16 protein-coding genes are annotated in these 17,679 nt (G+C 70.1%); 7 read left to right on the forward strand and 9 right to left on the reverse strand.

Features of this window, described 5'->3' with window-relative positions:
• The first annotated feature begins 46 nt into the window (after positions 1-46).
• Entirely contained in the window at positions 47-1,252 is a 1,206-nt protein-coding gene (locus tag F4562_RS25695; protein ID WP_184544296.1) for a DUF4192 domain-containing protein, read from the forward strand.
• Here the strand turns inward: F4562_RS25695 and F4562_RS25700 are convergent.
• Positions 1,219-1,557 carry a hypothetical protein gene (locus F4562_RS25700; RefSeq protein ID WP_184544298.1) on the reverse strand — a complete coding sequence of 113 codons (339 nt, stop codon included), beginning with the start codon at positions 1,555-1,557 and terminating at the stop codon, positions 1,219-1,221. The two genes, F4562_RS25695 and F4562_RS25700, sit on opposite strands and share 34 nt — an antisense overlap.
• Before the next feature lie 231 nt (positions 1,558-1,788).
• Here F4562_RS25700 and F4562_RS25705 point away from each other — a divergent pair, with 231 nt between their 5' ends.
• A complete protein-coding gene (locus F4562_RS25705; protein ID WP_311734124.1) occupies positions 1,789-2,334 on the forward strand; it encodes a DUF1707 and DUF4870 domain-containing protein in 546 nt (181 codons plus the stop codon).
• Between the two features lie 378 nt (positions 2,335-2,712).
• On the opposite strand, the gene F4562_RS25710 is transcribed toward F4562_RS25705, so the two are convergent.
• The 3 genes from F4562_RS25710 to F4562_RS25720 form a co-directional block, all read right to left on the reverse strand.
• Entirely contained in the window at positions 2,713-3,444 is a 732-nt protein-coding gene (locus F4562_RS25710) for a septal ring lytic transglycosylase RlpA family protein (RefSeq protein WP_246473562.1), read from the reverse strand.
• A 601-nt stretch (positions 3,445-4,045) separates the two neighbouring features.
• Positions 4,046-5,572: an ATP-dependent DNA ligase gene (locus F4562_RS25715; protein WP_184544302.1), complete on the reverse strand. Its 1,527-nt coding sequence runs from the start codon at positions 5,570-5,572 to the stop codon at positions 4,046-4,048.
• 169 nt (positions 5,573-5,741) lie between these two features.
• Positions 5,742-6,116: an FKBP-type peptidyl-prolyl cis-trans isomerase gene (locus F4562_RS25720; RefSeq protein ID WP_184544304.1), complete on the reverse strand. Its 375-nt coding sequence runs from the start codon at positions 6,114-6,116 to the stop codon at positions 5,742-5,744.
• A 472-nt stretch (positions 6,117-6,588) separates the two neighbouring features.
• Between F4562_RS25720 and F4562_RS25725 the strand changes: the two genes are divergently transcribed.
• Positions 6,589-7,584, forward strand: coding sequence for a LacI family DNA-binding transcriptional regulator (locus F4562_RS25725; RefSeq protein ID WP_184544306.1), 996 nt, complete (start codon positions 6,589-6,591; stop codon positions 7,582-7,584).
• A gap of 196 nt (positions 7,585-7,780) precedes the next feature.
• Here F4562_RS25725 and F4562_RS25730 read toward each other — a convergent pair whose 3' ends face one another.
• On the reverse strand, positions 7,781-8,818 hold the full coding sequence (locus F4562_RS25730) for a LacI family DNA-binding transcriptional regulator (protein WP_184544308.1): 1,038 nt from the start codon (positions 8,816-8,818) through the stop codon (positions 7,781-7,783).
• Positions 8,815-10,194: a GH1 family beta-glucosidase gene (locus F4562_RS25735; RefSeq protein ID WP_184544310.1), complete on the reverse strand. Its 1,380-nt coding sequence runs from the start codon at positions 10,192-10,194 to the stop codon at positions 8,815-8,817. The genes F4562_RS25730 and F4562_RS25735 overlap by 4 nt, the downstream gene beginning before the upstream one ends.
• Before the next feature lie 239 nt (positions 10,195-10,433).
• On the opposite strand from F4562_RS25735, the gene F4562_RS25740 reads away from it, so the two are divergent.
• From F4562_RS25740 to F4562_RS25750, 3 genes are all read left to right on the forward strand, one after another.
• Complete coding sequence (locus F4562_RS25740) at positions 10,434-11,741, forward strand: ABC transporter substrate-binding protein (RefSeq protein WP_246473563.1); 1,308 nt, start codon at positions 10,434-10,436, stop codon at positions 11,739-11,741.
• Between the two features lie 115 nt (positions 11,742-11,856).
• Positions 11,857-12,831: a carbohydrate ABC transporter permease gene (locus F4562_RS25745; RefSeq protein WP_184544313.1), complete on the forward strand. Its 975-nt coding sequence runs from the start codon at positions 11,857-11,859 to the stop codon at positions 12,829-12,831.
• A gap of 61 nt (positions 12,832-12,892) precedes the next feature.
• Positions 12,893-13,843 (forward strand): carbohydrate ABC transporter permease, encoded by a 951-nt coding sequence (locus F4562_RS25750; protein ID WP_184544315.1) that lies wholly within the window; start codon positions 12,893-12,895, stop codon positions 13,841-13,843.
• 197 nt (positions 13,844-14,040) lie between these two features.
• On the opposite strand, the gene F4562_RS25755 is transcribed toward F4562_RS25750, so the two are convergent.
• Complete coding sequence (locus F4562_RS25755) at positions 14,041-14,736, reverse strand: YflT domain-containing protein (protein WP_184544317.1); 696 nt, start codon at positions 14,734-14,736, stop codon at positions 14,041-14,043.
• Between the two features lie 234 nt (positions 14,737-14,970).
• Positions 14,971-16,410, reverse strand: a complete 1,440-nt coding sequence (locus F4562_RS25760; protein WP_184544319.1) for a GuaB1 family IMP dehydrogenase-related protein — start codon at positions 16,408-16,410, stop codon at positions 14,971-14,973.
• Between the two features lie 132 nt (positions 16,411-16,542).
• Between F4562_RS25760 and F4562_RS25765 the strand changes: the two genes are divergently transcribed.
• Positions 16,543-17,010, forward strand: coding sequence for a GyrI-like domain-containing protein (locus F4562_RS25765; protein ID WP_184544321.1), 468 nt, complete (start codon positions 16,543-16,545; stop codon positions 17,008-17,010).
• A gap of 288 nt (positions 17,011-17,298) precedes the next feature.
• Here F4562_RS25765 and F4562_RS25770 read toward each other — a convergent pair whose 3' ends face one another.
• Entirely contained in the window at positions 17,299-17,589 is a 291-nt protein-coding gene (locus F4562_RS25770) for a helix-turn-helix transcriptional regulator (protein WP_184544323.1), read from the reverse strand.
• Positions 17,590-17,679 lie beyond the last annotated feature (90 nt).

The following is a 17,679-nucleotide window of genomic DNA, read 5'->3' on the forward strand; positions in this document are numbered from 1 at the left end:
GGTTCGCCTCCGAAACGGGGCCCGCGATCCGGCGAAGCTTGCGGCCATGACAACCGATCGCCCGGCGTCGTCGGCCTCCCCGGCTTCGCCACCCGCCCGCCCCGCATCCGCCACACCGCCCCGGCTCCTGCTCGAATCCACCGAGGACGTCCTCGGTGCCGTTCCCTACCTGCTGGGATTCCATCCCTCCGACAGTCTGGTCGTGGTCGGTCTCATCGGCGGCCCTCCGCGCAGCCGGCTGCACCTCACCGTCCGATGGGATCTGCCCCTGGCCATCGGCGACCCGGACCAGGTCGTCCCGCTGTTCCACAAAGAAGGCGTCACCCACGTCCTCGTGGCCGGCTACGGGCCGGGCTCGCTCGTCACCCCCGCCGCGGAAGCGGTCACGGCACTTTTCCGCAGCGGCGGCCTCACCGTCGTCGACACGCTTCGGGTCGAGGGAGACCGTTACTGGTCCTACGGGTGCCAGGGCGTCGGCTGCTGTCCCGCCGACGGCACACCGTACGCGCATCGCGCCACCGCGGTGGCCGCCGAGGCCGTTCTGCAGGGGCTGGTAGCGTTGCCCGACCGCAAGACCCTGGAACGATCGCTTGACCCGGTCGAGGGTCCCGCGCGCGAAGGTGTTCGCCGGGCGACGGGCCGGATCACCGGAGAGGTGCGCAGCAGGCTGGCCGGGTGTGGAGACGCCGAGAGGTTCGCCGCGGAGTTCGTCGCGGAGGGTGTGGCCAGGGTTCGTGCGGCGATCGGCGTCTGCGCCTCGGGCGGGCGACTGGACGACGAACAGGCGATCAGGCTCGGCCTTGATCTGGCGGTCATCCGCGTCCGCGACGAGGCATGGACACTGGTCACGGACGACGATCACGACGTCCATCTCCGACTGTGGCACGACCTCACCCGGCGGCTGGAGCCCAGGTTCGTGCCACCGGCGGCTTCCCTGCTCGGCATGGTCGCCTGGCGGCAGGGAGACTCCGCCCTGGCGGGCGTAGCCCTCACTCGGGCGCTTGAGATCGACCCCTCATACTCGATGGCCAACCTGCTCATGCACGCTCTGCGCAGTCTGGTCCCGCCGCGTGTCCTCCGGGAGGGGATGCCCGGCCCGGAGGAACTCGATCAGGAGATGGGCAGCCCCCGAACCGCCTGGCTGCTCCCAATGATCATGTTATTGGACGACCCCGGCGAGCCATGTGATTCACGGCGTGGGGCGACCACGAGCCCTTCTCAGCCCTCCTCACGCCTACGGCGCTCGTTGTAGGCCCGCACCCTGGGCGGGTAACCGGTCAACTGCACGTCGTAGACGGGTAACCCGAGGTCACGCGCCACCTTGCGGATCACCGCAGGCGAGCCGACCCGGCGCCGGGTCCACTCCCCGTCGTCGGCGACCGCCATCGCCGTGGTGTCGGTGGCGAAGGTCTCAGGCTCGACGTAGAACTCCACCCCGCGACGCGACTTTGCGAAGGCGATGAGCGCTTCGATGTCGGTGTCGTTCGCCTCACGATCGAACTTGGAGATCTTCGGCCCACGCAGACGCCTCAACCCGTAGCGATCTCGCCATCTCATGTCTCCTTGTATACCTCTCCTTCCCGCTCCACGGCAGGAGGCCAGGGGTTGTTCTCAGGGGCTTGTAGGGGTTCCTCCGGATGCGCCGGCCCGACGTCATGAACAAGCATTGGGAGAAACAGGCGAAGGAAGGGTGACGGTTCCATGGCAGGCACATCGACACCAGCGGCTGGTCCCTGGCAGGGGGCAGCGCCGGCGGCAGGCATGCGGCCTGAGTACGCCGGGCTTCGGGTGAGCAATCAGGATCGGGAGCAGGTGGTCGAGCATGTCAAGGCTGCCTACGCCGAGGGGAGACTCGACAAGTTCGAGTTCGACGACCGGCTGGAGCGGGCGATGACGGCCCGTGTGCACGGTGACCTCATGCCGATCATGCATGAGCTGTACGGTTCACGCCCGGCACATCCCGCGCCGTATCCCTTCTCGCCGGGCATGCCCCCCGCCGCTCATCCCGGTCTGCGGAGTGACATCGGGGCCGACCGCCTGGGCGCCGCCGCGGCGCACATGTTCCCCCTGGTCGGCATGGTCGCCATCGGTCCGCTGATCCTGATGCTCACCGCGGGTAAGAGTTCGCCCTACATCCGGAGGCACGCGGTGGAGGCGCTCAACTTCCAGCTGACGATGCTCGCGGCCAGCGTGGTGCTGGCGATCACGATCGTGGGCGCCGTCCTGACGCCGGTGCTCTGGATCGGTGGCGTGATCATGTCCGTGATCGCCGGGGTCGCGGCCCTGGGCGGCGGTGACTTCCGTTACCCCTGGACACTGCGCCTGGTGAAGTAACCGGCCCACCGGCAACCCGTACACCGGTCCGGGCGTCGGCGGACGGGGAGGGCCGCGACGGGGGCGGACGAAGGGCGAGCCGGGCGGGTGCGGATGAGGGCGAAATCAAACGGGAGTAGTCGAACAGGGATGGACGAGGGGGAAGTCCGGCGGAGATCAGGTGGGGGGCCTGGTGGAGGCAGCCGGGGTGCGGGCCGGCGGAGGCGGCGGAAGACGAGGATGCCGCCAGGCCGGCGGACGAGCATGGTGAAACGGGGAGGCGGCCTGGCGGGGCGACGAGGGGACGACGCCATGACCGTGGATGAGGAGAACAACGGGGCAGGAGAACACGACGGGAAGGACTTGAAGGCGGAGGATGACCGTCGACGGGGGCGAGCGTCAGCCGGCGAGAACCTCGTACTTGACCCGCATGACGCCGGAGCCGGTGTCGCCGATGGAGGAGAACGCGGCCCTCGACAGGTCGAGGCAACGTCCGCCCACGTAAGGGCCGCGGTCGTTGATGCGAACCGTCACCGATTCGCCGGTGCCGGAGTTGGTCACCCGGACCTTGGTGCCCATCGGCAGGCTCTTGTGCGCGGCGGTCATCGCGTTCGGGTTGAAGCGTTCGCCGCTGGCGGTCGCCTGTGGATCCGAGTAGAAGGAGGCGCCGCACGTCCCCGTCGACAGCACGCGAGCCTTCGGCGCGGACGAGGTTTCACGGGTCATCGTGGCACGCAGGACCTTTGCGGGTCTGTGCTCAGCCTTGGTAGCCGCGACGTTCTCGGACGGGCTGACGGTCTTGTCACCGTCACCGCTGTCATCGGAGACCGTCGTCTCGTCGGCGGCGGACCCGGAGACCCCCTGCGGAGGCGGTCCGCCGGGCCGGGAGGCAGTGGTATCAGCGGCCGGCCCGGGAGCGGCGGCGCCGGCCGGAGCCCGGGTCTGAGCCGGGGCCTGCGAGCTGTCACCGCCGGAGACCGACAGGGCGGCGGCGGACGCCGTAACGAGCACGGCGGCGGCCGCGGCCGTGGCCGTCATGGTCAGGCGTGGCCTGCTGCGCATCGCGCTTTCCGGGGAGTTCTTCTTCGCGGAGGTGCCGTTGGAGGACGGGGTGTGCGAGTGCTGTCCCAAGGGAAACCACAGTCCAAGATCGGGGGCAGGAGAGGGACGACCGCGCGACGGATGGGGAGGGGTGCGGCCGTCCCCGCAGGCGGGGGGCATGGGGCACTTCCCGCCTGACCTGGACGACCATACGTGACAAACCATCGGTAAAGGCAAGTTAATACAACGTATGGTGATTTATGTCACTTTGCCTGATAAATGAGACAAAGAGTGACGAAAGCCCCTAAGAGTGACAATGGAACCGGGAGAAGCCGGAGCGGGCCTGGCGAGGTCGGGGCATCTCTGAGACGCCGGAAACGCCCGGGAGGGTTGGATCCTCGGAGAAGTCAGAAGCCCGGGGCGGGCCCCCTGGGAAGCGGCGGAAGATCCCGGGTGAGGCCGACTCGAACCGGTGAGGTCGAAGCGCATCAGAGAGGCCAAACGAAGCCCGGGACGGCGGAGAAAGCCCGGGACGGTCGAGGAAGTCCGGGACGGTCGAGGAAGTCCGGGAGGGCCGAGAAAGTTCGGGACGGCTGAGAAAGCCCGGGACGGTCGAGGCAGTCTGGGACGGCCGAAGGAACCCGGGAAGCCTGCCTGAGGGACGTGAGGACCGAGGACGAAGTCGGGGAGCTCAGAGCATGAGAGAGCGGACCGTCTCGATGGTGTCGGCCTGGTCGACGGGCTTGTCGGAGCGGTAGCGGATGACCCGCGCGAACCGCAGGGCCACACCGCCCGGGTAACGGCTCGACTGCTGGACCCCGTCGAAGGCGACCTCGACGACCAGCTCGGGGCGGACGGTGACGGCCCAGCCGTCGGTGGGGCCCTCGGCGAGGGCGAGAAAACGTTCGGTCTGCCAGGCCAGCAGCTCGTCGGTCAGGCCCTTGAAGGTCTTACCGAGCATGACGAAGCCACCGCTCTCCGGGTCACGTGCACCCAGGTGCAGGTTGGAGAGTTTTCCCTCGCGTCGGCCGTGACCCCACTCCGCGGCCAGGACGACCAGGTCGAGGGTGTGCCGGGGCTTCACCTTGATCCAGCCCGCGCCGCGCCTCCCGGCCGCATAGGGCGTCTGAAGGGACTTGACGACCACACCCTCGTGGCCACTCCTGATCGTCTCCTTGAAGAACGCCTCTCCCTCCGCGGCGTCATCAGTGACCAGACGGGGGGTGACCAGCTCAGGCGGGAGGGCCGTGGTCAGGGCGGCGTGGCGGGCCTCGCCCGGCAGGTCCAGCAGATCCTCGCCGTCGACGCGGAGCGCGTCGAAGAAGAAGATGCTCAGCGGTGTCTTCTCCCGCACGCGGGCCACGTCGGTGCGGCTCGACACGCGACCGGAGGTGACCTGGAAGGGCTCGGGGCGGCCGTTCGAGCGCAGCGCGATGACCTCGCCATCCAGAACCAGGTCACCGGAGGGCAACGCGCTGACCGCCTCGACCAGCTCGGGAACCTGGGCGGTGATGTCGTCGAGGGTGCGGGTGAAGACGGACACCTGGTCCCCGGTGCGGTGTGCCTGGACCCTGACCCCGTCGAGCTTCCACTCGATGGCCACCGGACCGGTGAGCTTGCCCATCGCGGCGGCGATGGACGTGGCGCTCTGCGCGAGCATCGGCGACACCGGGCGGCCGACCTCCAGATGGAAGGCGCGTAGCGCCTCGACCCCGCCGCCGAGGGCGGCGGCGCCGACGGCGGGCAGCCAGCCGCGTAGGGTCAGCGCCCGCCTGACCTCGGTGGCGGGCACCTCGGCGGCCTTCGCGACGGCCTCCACCATCACCCCGTCAAGCGCTCCTTGGCGCAGCTCACCGCTGAGAAGCCGGGTCAAGAACACCTGCTCGGGGCGGGTGAGAGCACCGAACAGCTCGTTGAGCAGCGATCTGCGGGCGGCCTGCGAGCCGGTGCCGGACTGCGCCTTGATGCGGTCGAGGAAGCCGTCGACCTGGCGGAGGGTGGCGGTGGCCGCCAGTCGCGGCTCGGGAGGGTCTTGCAGGCTCTTCCAGCCCACGCCTATGTAGCGCTGCGGCAACTCTCCGGAGAGGTAGGCGATGGCGATCTCCGCCTCGTCGGGTTCGACCCGGCCGAGCAGCTCTGCGAGGTGGGCGATCTTCGCCAGCCGGGCGGAGCCGGCGGCTACGGCTGCGGAAGTGCGCGCAAGGTCGATCAACAGCACAATGGCCAGCTTAGAAGCTGCGGACGACATTTCGGGAAAGAGAATCCCTCTTTCCCTGCCGATCTTTCTCCTTTCGAGGATGCCGGGCGGGTCGTTCCGGAAAACGCCGGGCGGGCCGCCCCCGAAGGGTACGGCCCGCCCGGTCGAGATCTTCCGCCGTCGCCGAGGTTCAGCTCACGCCGAGCAGGTCGACGACGAAGATCAGCGTCTCACCGGGCTTGATGCGGTTACCCGCGCCGGCGTTGCCGTAGCCCAGGTGCGGCGGGATGGTCAGGCGGCGGCGGCCGCCGACCCGCATGCCCGCGACACCCTGGTCCCAGCCCTGGATGACCCGGCCGGCCCCCAGCGGGAACTGGAAGGCGTCGCCACGGTTCCACGACGCGTCGAACTCCTCACCGGTCGAGAAGGCGACACCGACGTAGTGCACGGTGACCTGGTGCCCCGGCTTGGCCTCCGGGCCGTCCCCTACGACGATGTCGACGATCTCCAGCTCGGCGGGCGGGGCGCCTTCCGGAAAGTCGATCTCCGGCTTCTCCAGTGCCACGTGGTTCTCCTCGGTTGTATACGCGCCGGTCGATGTCCGCCCGGCCGAACGACTCTACGGGGTCCAGCGCCGTGACGGGTGGCAAGGGGGGCCGTCGACCGGGGCTGGAGGCGAGGCAGGCGGGGGCGGGAGTGTCACGCGCGCGGGGTTGGGCAGGGCCGTGGGTGCGACGCGCGGTGCATGGGATCGAACGCCGACGGGCGGATCTGCGGGATCATTCGCCCGGTCGCTGCTGGATAATTTCTGGTGGGCCGAAGGACATCGGCGCGGGCGGCGCGCCGGTTCCGCCGTCCGGCGCCGCGCGCCCGAGGAAAGAGGACGCCCGCTGGGGAACCGAGGGGGGCCCGCCGGGGAACCGGCGGCGCATGCTCAAGAGCCGGAGGTGCCTTCCCGCGGATAGGAATGCGAACCCAAGGGCAGTGTGCGGCGACACCATGAGGTCGCCGCGTGAGACGGACCGTAGGGGAGAGAAATGAGACGACCAACCCTGGAGGCGGTCGCCGCCCGTGCCGGGGTTTCCAGGGCGACCGTCTCCCGGGTGGTGAACGGTCAGGCCACGGTCGCCGCCGACATCCGCGAGCAGGTGCTGCGCGCGGTGGACGAACTCGGCTACGTCCCCAACGGGGCGGCGCGCAATCTGGCGACCCGGCGCACCAACTCGGTCGCGCTGGTCGTCTCGGAGTCGCCGAAGCGGGTGTTCTCCGACGACCCGACGTTCGCCACCGTCATCCGCTCGGTCAGCCTGGAGTTGGAGGCCGCCAACAAACAGGTCGTCCTGTTGCTGGCCGGGTCACCGGAGAGCCACGGCCGGGTGGAGACTTACATCGCCGGGGGGCACGTCGACGGTGTCATGCTCGTCTCCAGCCACGGTGCCGATCCGCTGCCCGTCGCGCTCACCCGGCTGCGGGTCCCGGTCGTCTCCTACGGCAGGCCGGCGGTTCCCGTGGAGATCCCGTACGTCGACGGCGACAACATCGGGGGGGCGGCCGGGGCCGTCCGGCACCTGCTGGAGCGGGGCAGGCGCCGGATCGCGACGATCTCCGGGCCGTTGGACATGATCGCCGGTCAGGATCGTCTGACGGGGTATCGGGAGGTGTTGCGTGATTCCGACCGGCGTTCGATCATCGCGGTGGGTGACTTCACCCGTGAGTCGGGGGCGGTGGCGATGCGGCAGCTCCTCGCCGACGATCCGGAGATCGACGCGGTGTTCGCGGCCAACGACCTGATGGCGATCGGCGCTCTGCACACTCTGCGGCGGGCCGGGCGGCGAGTTCCCGACGACGTGGCCGTCGTGGGATACGACGACATAGAGGCCGTCCGCTACACCGACCCGCCGCTGACCACGGTCCGTAATCCGCACGCCGAGCAGGCCGCGGTCATGGTTCGCCTGCTGCTCGGATTGCTCGGCGGAGGTCCCGCCGACCCGGTGATCATGCCGACCGAGCTCGTCGTCCGAGCCTCCACCTGAGGTCCGAGCCTCCACCTGAGGTTCGGGTCTCTGTCTGAGGTTCGGGTTCCCACCTGAGGTCCGAGCCTCTGTCTGAGGTTCGGGTCTCCTTGAGGTCTGGGCCTCTGTCTGAGGTTCGGGTTCCCACTTGAGGTCCGGGCCTTCATCTGACGTCTGGGCCTTTGCTGACGTCCGAGCCTCCGTCTGAGGTCCGGGCTCACCTGCCCCCGCACCCCCGCGGGGTCACCGACGCAGGGGGGCGTGAGGCCGTGGAGCCGCGGACCACCAGCTCGGTGGGGAGCACGATCTGCCCTGTCTCCTCCGGGTTCAGCACCATGCGCGCGAGGAGCCGTCCCATCTCGACGGTCGGTTGCCTGATCGTGGTCAGCGGCGGCTCGGCATAGGAGGCCGCGGGGATGTCGTCGAAGCCGACCACCGCGACGTCGTCCGGGACCCGGCGGCGCTGGTCCCGGAGCGTTCGCAGGGCACCCAGCGCCATCAGGTCGTTGGCCGCGAACACCGCGTCGATCTCCGGATCGTCGGCGAGGAGCTGCCGCATCGCCACCGCCCCCGACTCACGGGTGAAGTCACCCACCGCGATGATCGAACGCCGGTCGGAATCACGCAACACCTCCCGATACCCCGTCAGACGATCCTGACCGGCGATCATGTCCAACGGCCCGGAGATCGTCGCGATCCGGCGCCTGCCCCGCTCCAGCAGGTGCCGGACCGCGCGTTCGGCGCCGCCGAGGTTGTCCATGTCCACGTACGGAAGGTCTCCGGGCAGGACGGGCCGGCCGCTGCAGACCACCGGTACGCCGCGCCGGGACAGAAGACCGGGCAGCGGGTCGGTGCCGTGCATCGAGGCGATGATCACCCCGTCCACGTGCCCGTTGGTGGCGTAGCGCTCGACCCGCTGGTAACCGCCCGGTGTGCCGGTGAGCATCAGCACGAGTTGCTTGTCGGCCTGCTCGATCTCCATGCTGACCCCGCGGATGATCCCGGCGAAGGTGGGGTCGTCGGAGAAGACCCGGGTCGCCGGCTCGGGGAAGACCAGGGCGACCGAGTCGGTCCGCTGGGTGACGAGGCTGCGGGCCGCCTGATTGGGCACGTAGCCCAGTTCCTCCACGGCGCGGTTGACGGCTTCGCGGATCTCCGGCGCCACGCGGGTGGAGCCGTTGACCACGCGTGAGGCGGTCGCCCGGGACACGCCGGCCCGGGCGGCCACCTTCTCCAGTGTCGGACGAGCCCTCACAGCCCGTTCCGGCGGACGACCTCGCTGTACCACAGAGCGCTGTCCTTGGGAGTGCGGCGCTGCGTCGCGTAGTCGACGTGCACGATGCCGAACCGCTTGCGGTAGCCCTCGGCCCACTCGAAGTTGTCCAGCAGGGACCAGACGAGGTAACCGCGTAGGTCCGCACCCTGCTGGATGGCCGCGTGCGCCGCGCGCAGGTGCCCGTCGAGATACGACAGGCGGCCGACGTCGTGCACCTCGCCGTCCTCGACGACGTCGTCGAACGCGGCACCGTTCTCGGTGATGATCAGCGGGGTGCCGGGGTAGTCGCGGGAGAGCCGCACGAGCAGGTCGGTCAGGCCGAACGGCTGCACCGGCCAGCCCATCGCGGTCCTCGGCGCGTCGGCGCCGCCGAAGACGATGCCCTCACTGCCCGGGTAGACCGGGTTGGCGGGCTCGCCGGTGCGGGCGGCCACGGTCTGCGGGTGGTAGTAGTTCACCCCCAGCAGGTCGATCGGCCGGCTGATGACGTCCAGGTCGCCGTCGCGGACGAAGGACCAGTCGGTGAAACGGCGGGCACGTTCCATGACGTCGGCGGGGTACTCGCCGCGGAGTACCGGGTCCAGGAAGATCCGGTTCTGCAGGCCGTCGACGAGGGAGACGGCCTCGGTGTCGTCGCCGAGCACGGGGGCGAGATTGAGGGTGATGCCGACCGTGCCGGCGCCGGAGGCGCGCAGCGCCTGGATTGCCAGGCCGTGACCGAGCAGCAGGTGGTGCGCGGCGGCGAAGCCCAGCGCGGGTTCGGAGCGGCCCGGGGCGTGGATGCCGGAGGCGTAGCCGAGGAAGGCCGAGCACCAGGGCTCGTTCAGTGTCGTCCACGTCTCGACCCGGTCGCCCAGCCGGGCGTGCGTGATCGCGGCGTACTCGGCGAAGCGCTCGGCGGTCTCCCGGTCGGTCCAGCCGCCCCGGTCCTCCAGGGTCTGCGGCAGGTCCCAGTGGTAGAGCGTCACGATCGGGGTGATGCCGCCTGCTCGGAGCTCGTCCACCAGGCGGTCGTAGAAGTCGAGGCCGCGCGGGTTGACCGGGCCCGATCCGTCAGGCTGCACCCGGGGCCAGGAGATGGAGAAACGATAGGTGGAAAGGCCCAGGTCGCGTATGATGCGCACGTCGTCGGGATAGCGGTGGTAGTGGTCGCAGGCGACGTCGCCGGTGTGACCGGCGTGGACCTTTCCGGGGGTGCGGGAGAAGGTGTCCCAGATCGACGGTCCCCTGCCGTCCTCCCGGGCGGCGCCTTCGATCTGGTAGGCCGCCGTGGCAGCCCCCCAGACGAAGCCCTCGGGGAACCTCAGCGCGCCGGAGTCCTGGGTCTCGCAGGACTTCTCGACGGACACGGTCATGTCCTCACCGCTCCATTCTTTGTCGCATTTGTGAGAGAGCGCTCTTTGGAGCATCAGGGTAGGGCGGCGAGCTGTCAAGAAAAATGCGACTGTAACCGTAACATCACAGCCGTTGACATCGTGTTGTGGGCCGACGATTCTTCCAGAGAGCGCTCTCACACTCCCCAAAAGACGTATACGGAGGAAGGTCTATGTCGCTCCTCTCCCGGTCTCACCGTGTCACCCTGGTGGCAGGCACCATGGGACTGGCGCTCCTCGCCACCGCCTGCGCGTCCTCGGAGACCAAGCCGTCGGCGGGTGACGGCAACGGCACCTCCGCAGAATGCGCCGCCTTCACCAAGTACGGCAAGCACGACGGCAAGACCGTCAGCATCTACTCGCCGATCCGCGACACCGAGGCCGACCTCTTCGAGAAGGCGTGGAAGCCGTTCGCCGAGTGCACCGGCATGAAGATCACTTATGAGGGCACCGGCGAGTTCGAGGCCCAGATCCAGGTCCGGGCCGACGGCGGCAACCCGCCGGACATCGCCTTCTTCCCCCAGCCGGGCCTGCTGGAGCGCTTCGCCAGGGCCGGGAAGCTCAAGCCCGCCTCCGCCGAGGTCAAGAAGCTCACCGACGAGGGCTGGTCGGCCGACTGGGCCAAGTACGCCACGGTCGACGGCACCTTCTACGGCGCTCCGCTGGGTGCGAGCGTGAAGTCCTTCGTGTGGTACTCGCCGAAGATGTTCACCGAGAAGGGCTGGGCCGTCCCCAAGACCTGGGACGAGCTCATGACGCTCACCAACACGATCGCCGGCAGCGGCGTCAAGCCCTGGTGCGCGGGCATCGAGTCCGGTGACGCGACCGGCTGGCCGGCCACCGACTGGGTCGAGGACATCCTGCTGCGTGAGCTCGGCCCCGAGGGTTACGACGACTGGGTGAGCCACAAGACCGCGTTCAACGACCCGAAGGTCGTCGCGGCGGTCGACAAGGTGGGTGCGATCCTGAAGAACGAGAAGTTCGTCAACGGCGGCTACGGCCCGGTCAAGTCGATCGCCAGCACCGCCTTCCAGGAGGGCGGCGTCCCGATCACCGAGGGCAAGTGCGCGCTGCACCGCCAGGCGTCCTTCTACGCCAACTTCTGGCCCGAGGGCACCAAGGTCGCCCAGGACGGCGACGTGTTCGCGTTCTACCTGCCGGGCAACGACCCCGCCAAGAAGCCGGTCCTCGGCGCGGGTGAGTTCGTGGCGGCCTTCACCGACCGTCCCGAGGTGCAGGCCGTGCAGGCGTACCTGGCCTCCGCGGAGTTCCCCAACGCCCGCATGAAGCTCGGCACGTACGTCTCCGCACGCAAGGGCGTCGACCCGGCCAACGCGCAGAACCCGATCGACAAGCTCTCGATCGAGATGCTTCAGGACCCGAGCACGATCTTCCGCTTCGACGGCTCCGACCTGATGCCGGCCGCCGTGGGGGCGGGCACCTTCTGGAAGGGCATGACGGACTGGATCAACGGCAAGGACACCAAGACGATCCTCGACTACATCGAGGCCTCCTGGCCCAAGTCCTGACGCCCGGCGGGCGGGTCCGGCCCCACGCGGTCCCACGCCGGCGCCGCGCGGCCCCACGCGTCCCGTGGGACCGGACCCGCCCGTCCAGGCCCGATCCTTCCAGGAGATCCCTCCGATGGACTTCGACTTCGCCGGCGAGCTTCCCAAGCTCGTCCAACTACTGACCGGCATCGCCGCGTTCCTCGTGGTGGTCGCGCTGATCGTGCTGCTGGTCGACAGCGTCCCCATGCGCTGGCGTGCCTGGTCCCATGCCACGGTCCTGCTCACCCCCGCGCTGGCGCTGCTCGCCATCGGCCTGGTGATCCCGGCCGTGCGCACCACCGTGCTGTCGTTCCTCGACGGCGACGGGCGGAAGTGGGTCGGCCTCGACAACTACGCCTGGATGTTCACCCAGCCCGACGCGTTGATCGTGCTGCGTAACACGCTCATCTGGGTGCTGCTCGTCCCGATCCTCGTCACCTCGGTCGGGCTGGTCTACGCGGTCCTGGTCGACCGCACCCGCTTCGAGTCGATCGCCAAGTCGCTGGTCTTCCTGCCCATGGCGATCTCCTTCGTCGGCGCGGGCATCATCTGGCGGTTCGTCTACGCCTACCGCTCCGAGGGGCAGGAGCAGATCGGCCTGCTCAACCAGATCGTGGTGTCCCTGGGCGGCGAGCCGCGGCAGTGGCTCCAGGAGCCCCCGCTCAACACGCTGTTCCTGATCGTGGTCATGGTCTGGATCCAGGCGGGGTTCGCCACCGTGGTGCTCTCCGCGGCGATCAAGGGGATACCCGCCGAGATCATCGAGGCCGCCCGGCTGGACGGGGCGACCCCGCTGCAGATGTTCTTCCGGGTGACGCTGCCGTCCATCCGCTCGGCCGTGGTCGTGGTGATGGTCACCCAGTCGATCGGCACGCTCAAGCTGTTCGACATCGTCCGCACCATGACCGGCGGCCAGTTCGACACCAGCGTCATCGCCAACGAGATGTACAACCAGACGTTCCGGTACCAGGAGCTCGGCCAGGGGTCGGCGCTCGCGGTCTTCCTGTTCGTCCTGGTGACGCCCATCGTGATCTACCAGGTCCGCCAGCGCAGGGAGGCCGTCAGGTGAGCGGGCGAGTCGGCCGGCACGACGCCGCGCGAACCGCGGGAGAGCGGACGGAGGAGGCGGCGTGACCACGTTGACCCAGACCGTGGCCCGGGCCGGGGCGGAGACCGCGCCACGGCGTGTGCGGCGGCGGCTGAGCGGCCGGATCGCCAGCGCGGTCGCGATCGCCATCGCCGTGCTGTGGACCACCCCGACCTTCGGGCTGCTGCTGTCCTCGCTGCGTCCGGAGGACCAGATCAAGACCACCGGCTGGTGGACGTTCTTCGCCGACCCCCAGATCACGCTGGAGAACTACCAGGAGGTGCTGTTCGGGGCCTCCTCGTCCTCCGGCCAGATGATGAGCTTCCTGATCAACTCGATCGTCATCACGGTCCCGTCGGTGCTCTTCCCGCTGGCCCTGGCCACCTTCGCCGCCTACGCGCTGGCCTGGGTGCCGTTCAGGGGACGTGAGTGGATCTACATCGGGGTGTTCGCGCTGCAGATCGTGCCGCTGCAGATGTCGCTCGTCCCGCTGTTGTCCTTCTTCTCGCAGGGCGTCGACCTCTTCGGCGTCCAGCTGCTGCCCGCCTGGGACCTGGAGGGCCCCGAGCGCTTCGTGCAGGTCTGGTTCGCGCACACCTGCTTCGCGCTGCCGCTGGGCGTCTTCCTGATCCACAACTTCATGTCCGAGCTGCCCGGCGAGCTCATGGAGGCGGCCAGGGTGGACGGGGCCAGCCACGGCATGGTCCTGCGCAAGCTCGTCCTCCCCCTGGTGGGGCCCGCGCTCGCCACCTTCGCGATCTTCCAGTTCCTCTGGGTCTGGAACGACCTCCTGGTCGCCCTGATCTTCGCCGGGGGCACCGCGGAGAACGCCCCGATGACGGTACGCCTGGCCCAGATGGCCGGTACCAGGGGCAACGAGTGGCAGCGGCTGACCTCCGGGGCGTTCGTCTCGATCGTCATCCCGCTGATCGTTTTCCTGTCGATGCAGCGCTACTTCGTCCGCGGCCTGCTCGCGGGCAGCGTCAAGGGCTGACCTCTCAGCCGCCCCGGCCGGGCCGCGCGCCGTTCCTCACCGAGCGGCGCGCGGCCCGGTTCCGGTGCCGGAGACCGGGCCGGCCGGGTGCCCGGGGCCGCGTTCCCAGGTGCGGTACGGCTCGTGCGGCTCCGCGTCCTTCCCGGCCGGCGCGGTGCGGCTGGCTCCACGTCCTTCCGGTGCGGGACGGTCCGGGGTCAGAAACGGCGTCCTTCCTCGTGCGCCGACCGGGCGGCCACGGGCCGGTCGGGCGAGGAGGGCTGGGCGGGGACGGAGTGTCCGCCGGGAACCGGCCGCGCGGGGACGGATCCGGGCTCGGCGGCGGAGACCGCCTGGCCGGACACGGTGTGACCGGACGAGGCGGGGACGTACCCGCCGGCCGGCGGGGTCTCGACCACCATGGTGTCGGCGGGCTCGGCCACGCTGTCGAGGACGGCGTGGGCGTGCTCCAGGTGCGAGGCCGCGACCAGGACGTCGTAGCGACCGGCGACGATCGCGCTGCGCGAGGCGAAGTCACGCTTCCCGCCGGTGAACAGGTGGTTGATGAAGCCGAACGCGGCACCCATCACAGTGCCCCACAGCGCCGCCCACAGCATGAGCATGAAGAACGACAGGGTGGTCGAGGTGAACAGGCCGAGGAACATGCCCACCACGGCACCGAAGAGCGCGCCGCTGCCCGCCCCGGCGAGCGCGGCACGCCCCTTCGTCATCCGGCCGGTGACGACCTCCTCCAGCCGCAGGTCGCTGCCGACGATCGCCACGTTCTCCACGGGGAAACCCGCGTCGGAGAGCCTGTCCACGGTCCGCTGTGCCGCCGCGTAGTTGTCGTAGCCCGCGAGGACCCTCCGGTCCACCACGACCTGTGTGTTCGGCCCGGTGGGTGTCTGTCTCATGTCTGCCCGCCTTTCGGAGTGGGGGATCGGCGTAGGGCCGACTACCCCGCCTCCGCGCGAGAATGCGCCGCCGCCGCGGACATCTGGCACGCCGGGGCGATCGCCGAGCCCACCGCGGAGGCCGGGGAGACAGGGGAGACGCGGGGAGACAGGGGGAGACACGCCGTCGGCCGCGGAGGCGCCGCCGTCCCCGGCCGGGGGATCACCGGCCCGGGTCCGGCGGCGCGGCCCGGTTCACCAGCTCTGGTGCAGCGGCATGCCCTCGGTGTAGCCGGAGGAGCTCTGCACGCCGACCACGGCGCGCTCGTGGAACTCCTCCAGGTCCGCGGCGCCCGCGTAGGTGCACGCCGAGCGCAGACCGGCCACGATGGAGTCGATCTGGTCCTCGACGCTGGGCATGGCCGGGTCGAGATACATCCTGGAGGTGGAGATGCCCTCCTCGAACAGCGCCTTGCGTGCCCGTTCGAAGGGGGAGTCGTCGGCGGTGCGCAGCTTCACCGCGCGGGCCGAGGCCATGCCGAAGTTCTCCTTGTACTTGCGTCCGTCCGGCGCGGTGCGGGTGTCGCCGGGTGACTCGTAGGTTCCGGCGAACCAGGAGCCGATCATCACGTTGGCGGCTCCCGCGGCCAGGGCCAGGGCCACGTCACGCGGGTGGCGGACACCCCCGTCGGCCCAGACGTGGCGGCCCAGGCGGCGGGCCTCGGTGGAGCACTCCAGCACCGCGGAGAACTGCGGGCGGCCCACACCGGTCATCATCCGGGTGGTGCACATCGCCCCGGGACCGACGCCGACCTTCAGGATGTCCGCTCCGGCGTCGACCAGGTCGCGTACCCCCGCGGCGGTGACGACGTTGCCCGCCGCCACCGGGACCGCGGGGTCGAGCGCGCGGACCGCGCGCAGGGCGGCGATCATCTTCTCCTGGTGGCCGTGGGCGGTGTCGACGACGAGGCAGTCCACCCCCGCCGCCAGCAGTTCCTTGGCCTTGGCGGCCACGTCGCCGTTGACGCCCACGGCCGCGGCGATCCTGAGCCTGCCCGCGGCGTCGACGGCGGGCCGGTACAAGGTGGCGCGCAGCGCGCCTGTCCTGGTCAGGATGCCGACCAGGCGGCCCTCGCCGTCCACGATGGGGGCGAGCCGGTGGCGGCCCTCGTGGAGACGGTCGAACGCCTCGCGCGGGTCGAGCCCGGCGGGCAGGGTCAGCAGGTGGTCGGACATGACCTGCGACAGCTGCGTGTACATGTCGACACCCGAGCAGTCGCTCTCGGTGACCACACCCACCGGCCGGTTGTCCCAGTCGACGATGATGATCGCGCCATGGGCGCGCTTGGGCAGCAGGTTGAGCGCCTCGCCGACCGTGGCGTGCGGGGTGAGGGTGAGCGGTGTGTCGTGCACCAGGTCGCGCTTCTTGACCCACTCGACGACGTCGGCGACGACGTCGATCGGGATGTCCTGGGGGATCACCGCGATCCCGCCCCGCCGTGCGACGGTCTCGGCCATCCGCCGCCCCGAGACCGCCGTCATGTTGGCGACGACGACGGGGATGGTCGTTCCGGTGCCGTCCTGCGTGGAGAGGTCGACGGCCAGCCGGGAGCCGACCGAGGAGCGCGACGGAACCATGAACACGTCGCTGTAGGTCAGGTCGTAGGCCGGTGCCATCCCATTGAGAAATTTCACGTTCATCCACCTTATCCCGTGAATTGGCAGACAGGAGCGTTCCCCGTTTCGGGGGAGTCCATGAGGACCGACCGCTGGGAAAGGGAGGCTAAGATCCGGTTTGCGTGAATCGAAAGGCCGACTGGAGGCGCTGTGATCGTGGTTGACCGGCCCGAGATGCTTGTCATCGGCCATGCCGTGCGGACGTCGAACGCCGACGAGATGGAGCCGGGCCGCGGACGGCTCGGCGCGCTGTGGGCGCGGGCGAGCGTGCCCGGCGCCTTCGCCTACGTGCCGGGGCGGGTGGACGAGAACCTCTACGCGGTTCTCACCGACTACGAGAGTGACCACCACGGCGCCTACACCCAGATCGTCGGGGTCGCGGTGCGCAGTGCCGCGGCGCTGCCCGAGGGCATGGTGGCGGTACGGGTCCCGGCGGTGCCGTCGCTGAAGCTGGAGGCCAGGGGGCCGATGCCGGGGGCCCTGCTGGAGTCGTGGCAGCGGCTGTGGAAGCACACCGAGTCGGGGGGGACCCCGGCGCGGGCCTTCACCACCGATCTGGAGGTGCACCACCTGGGGGGCGTCGACATCTACGCGGCGATCTTCCCGCCGATGGGCTGAGCCCGGCGCCGTCGTACCGGGCCGGGCACGCCGCCGAGGCGCCGGCGGAGTTCGGGGTGGAGCCGGTGCCCCCGTGCCGGGCCGGGCACCGGGTACTGAGCCGGGCACCTCGTACCGGGCCGGGCACCGCCGGGCCGGGCCTGGCGTCTTCGCGCCGGGCTCAGCCCACCGGGGCGGGCTCAGTCGTCGTCCGGCGGCGCCGGGTGGCGTACCGGCCGGTGGGCAGTCCAGTCGCCGGGCCTCGATCCCCGGCTGCGCCGCAGGCGCTCTCTCCGACCGCTCCGGGCCTCACTCCGCCCGCCCGCCGCCCGGCCGCGGGAACGGCTTGAGCGAGAACACGACTTCCAACGGCGCCTCGAAGCACACGACTTCCCAGCACTCGGCTTCCAACGGCACATCGAAGTACACGACTTCCAACGGCACGTCGAAGTGCTCGGCGATGCGCAGGGCGAGGAAGAGGCTCGGGCTGTACTCGCCGCGCTCCAGACAGCCGGCGGTCTGGTTGCGGCCGTCCAGGGCGGCCGCCGGATCCTTGCCTGATCCCGGCGGTGAGCATGGCGGCGGGCGGCCGATGAGCACGGACGCCGGGGTGGGCCGCGTCCACCGGCGGTCAGGCCGGCAGCCCCATAAGGCCACGTCAGCAGCCCCACAAGGCCACGCCAAATTCGC

Source organism: Streptosporangium becharense, assembly GCF_014204985.1.
In the GTDB taxonomy this organism is placed as follows: domain Bacteria; phylum Actinomycetota; class Actinomycetes; order Streptosporangiales; family Streptosporangiaceae; genus Streptosporangium; species Streptosporangium becharense.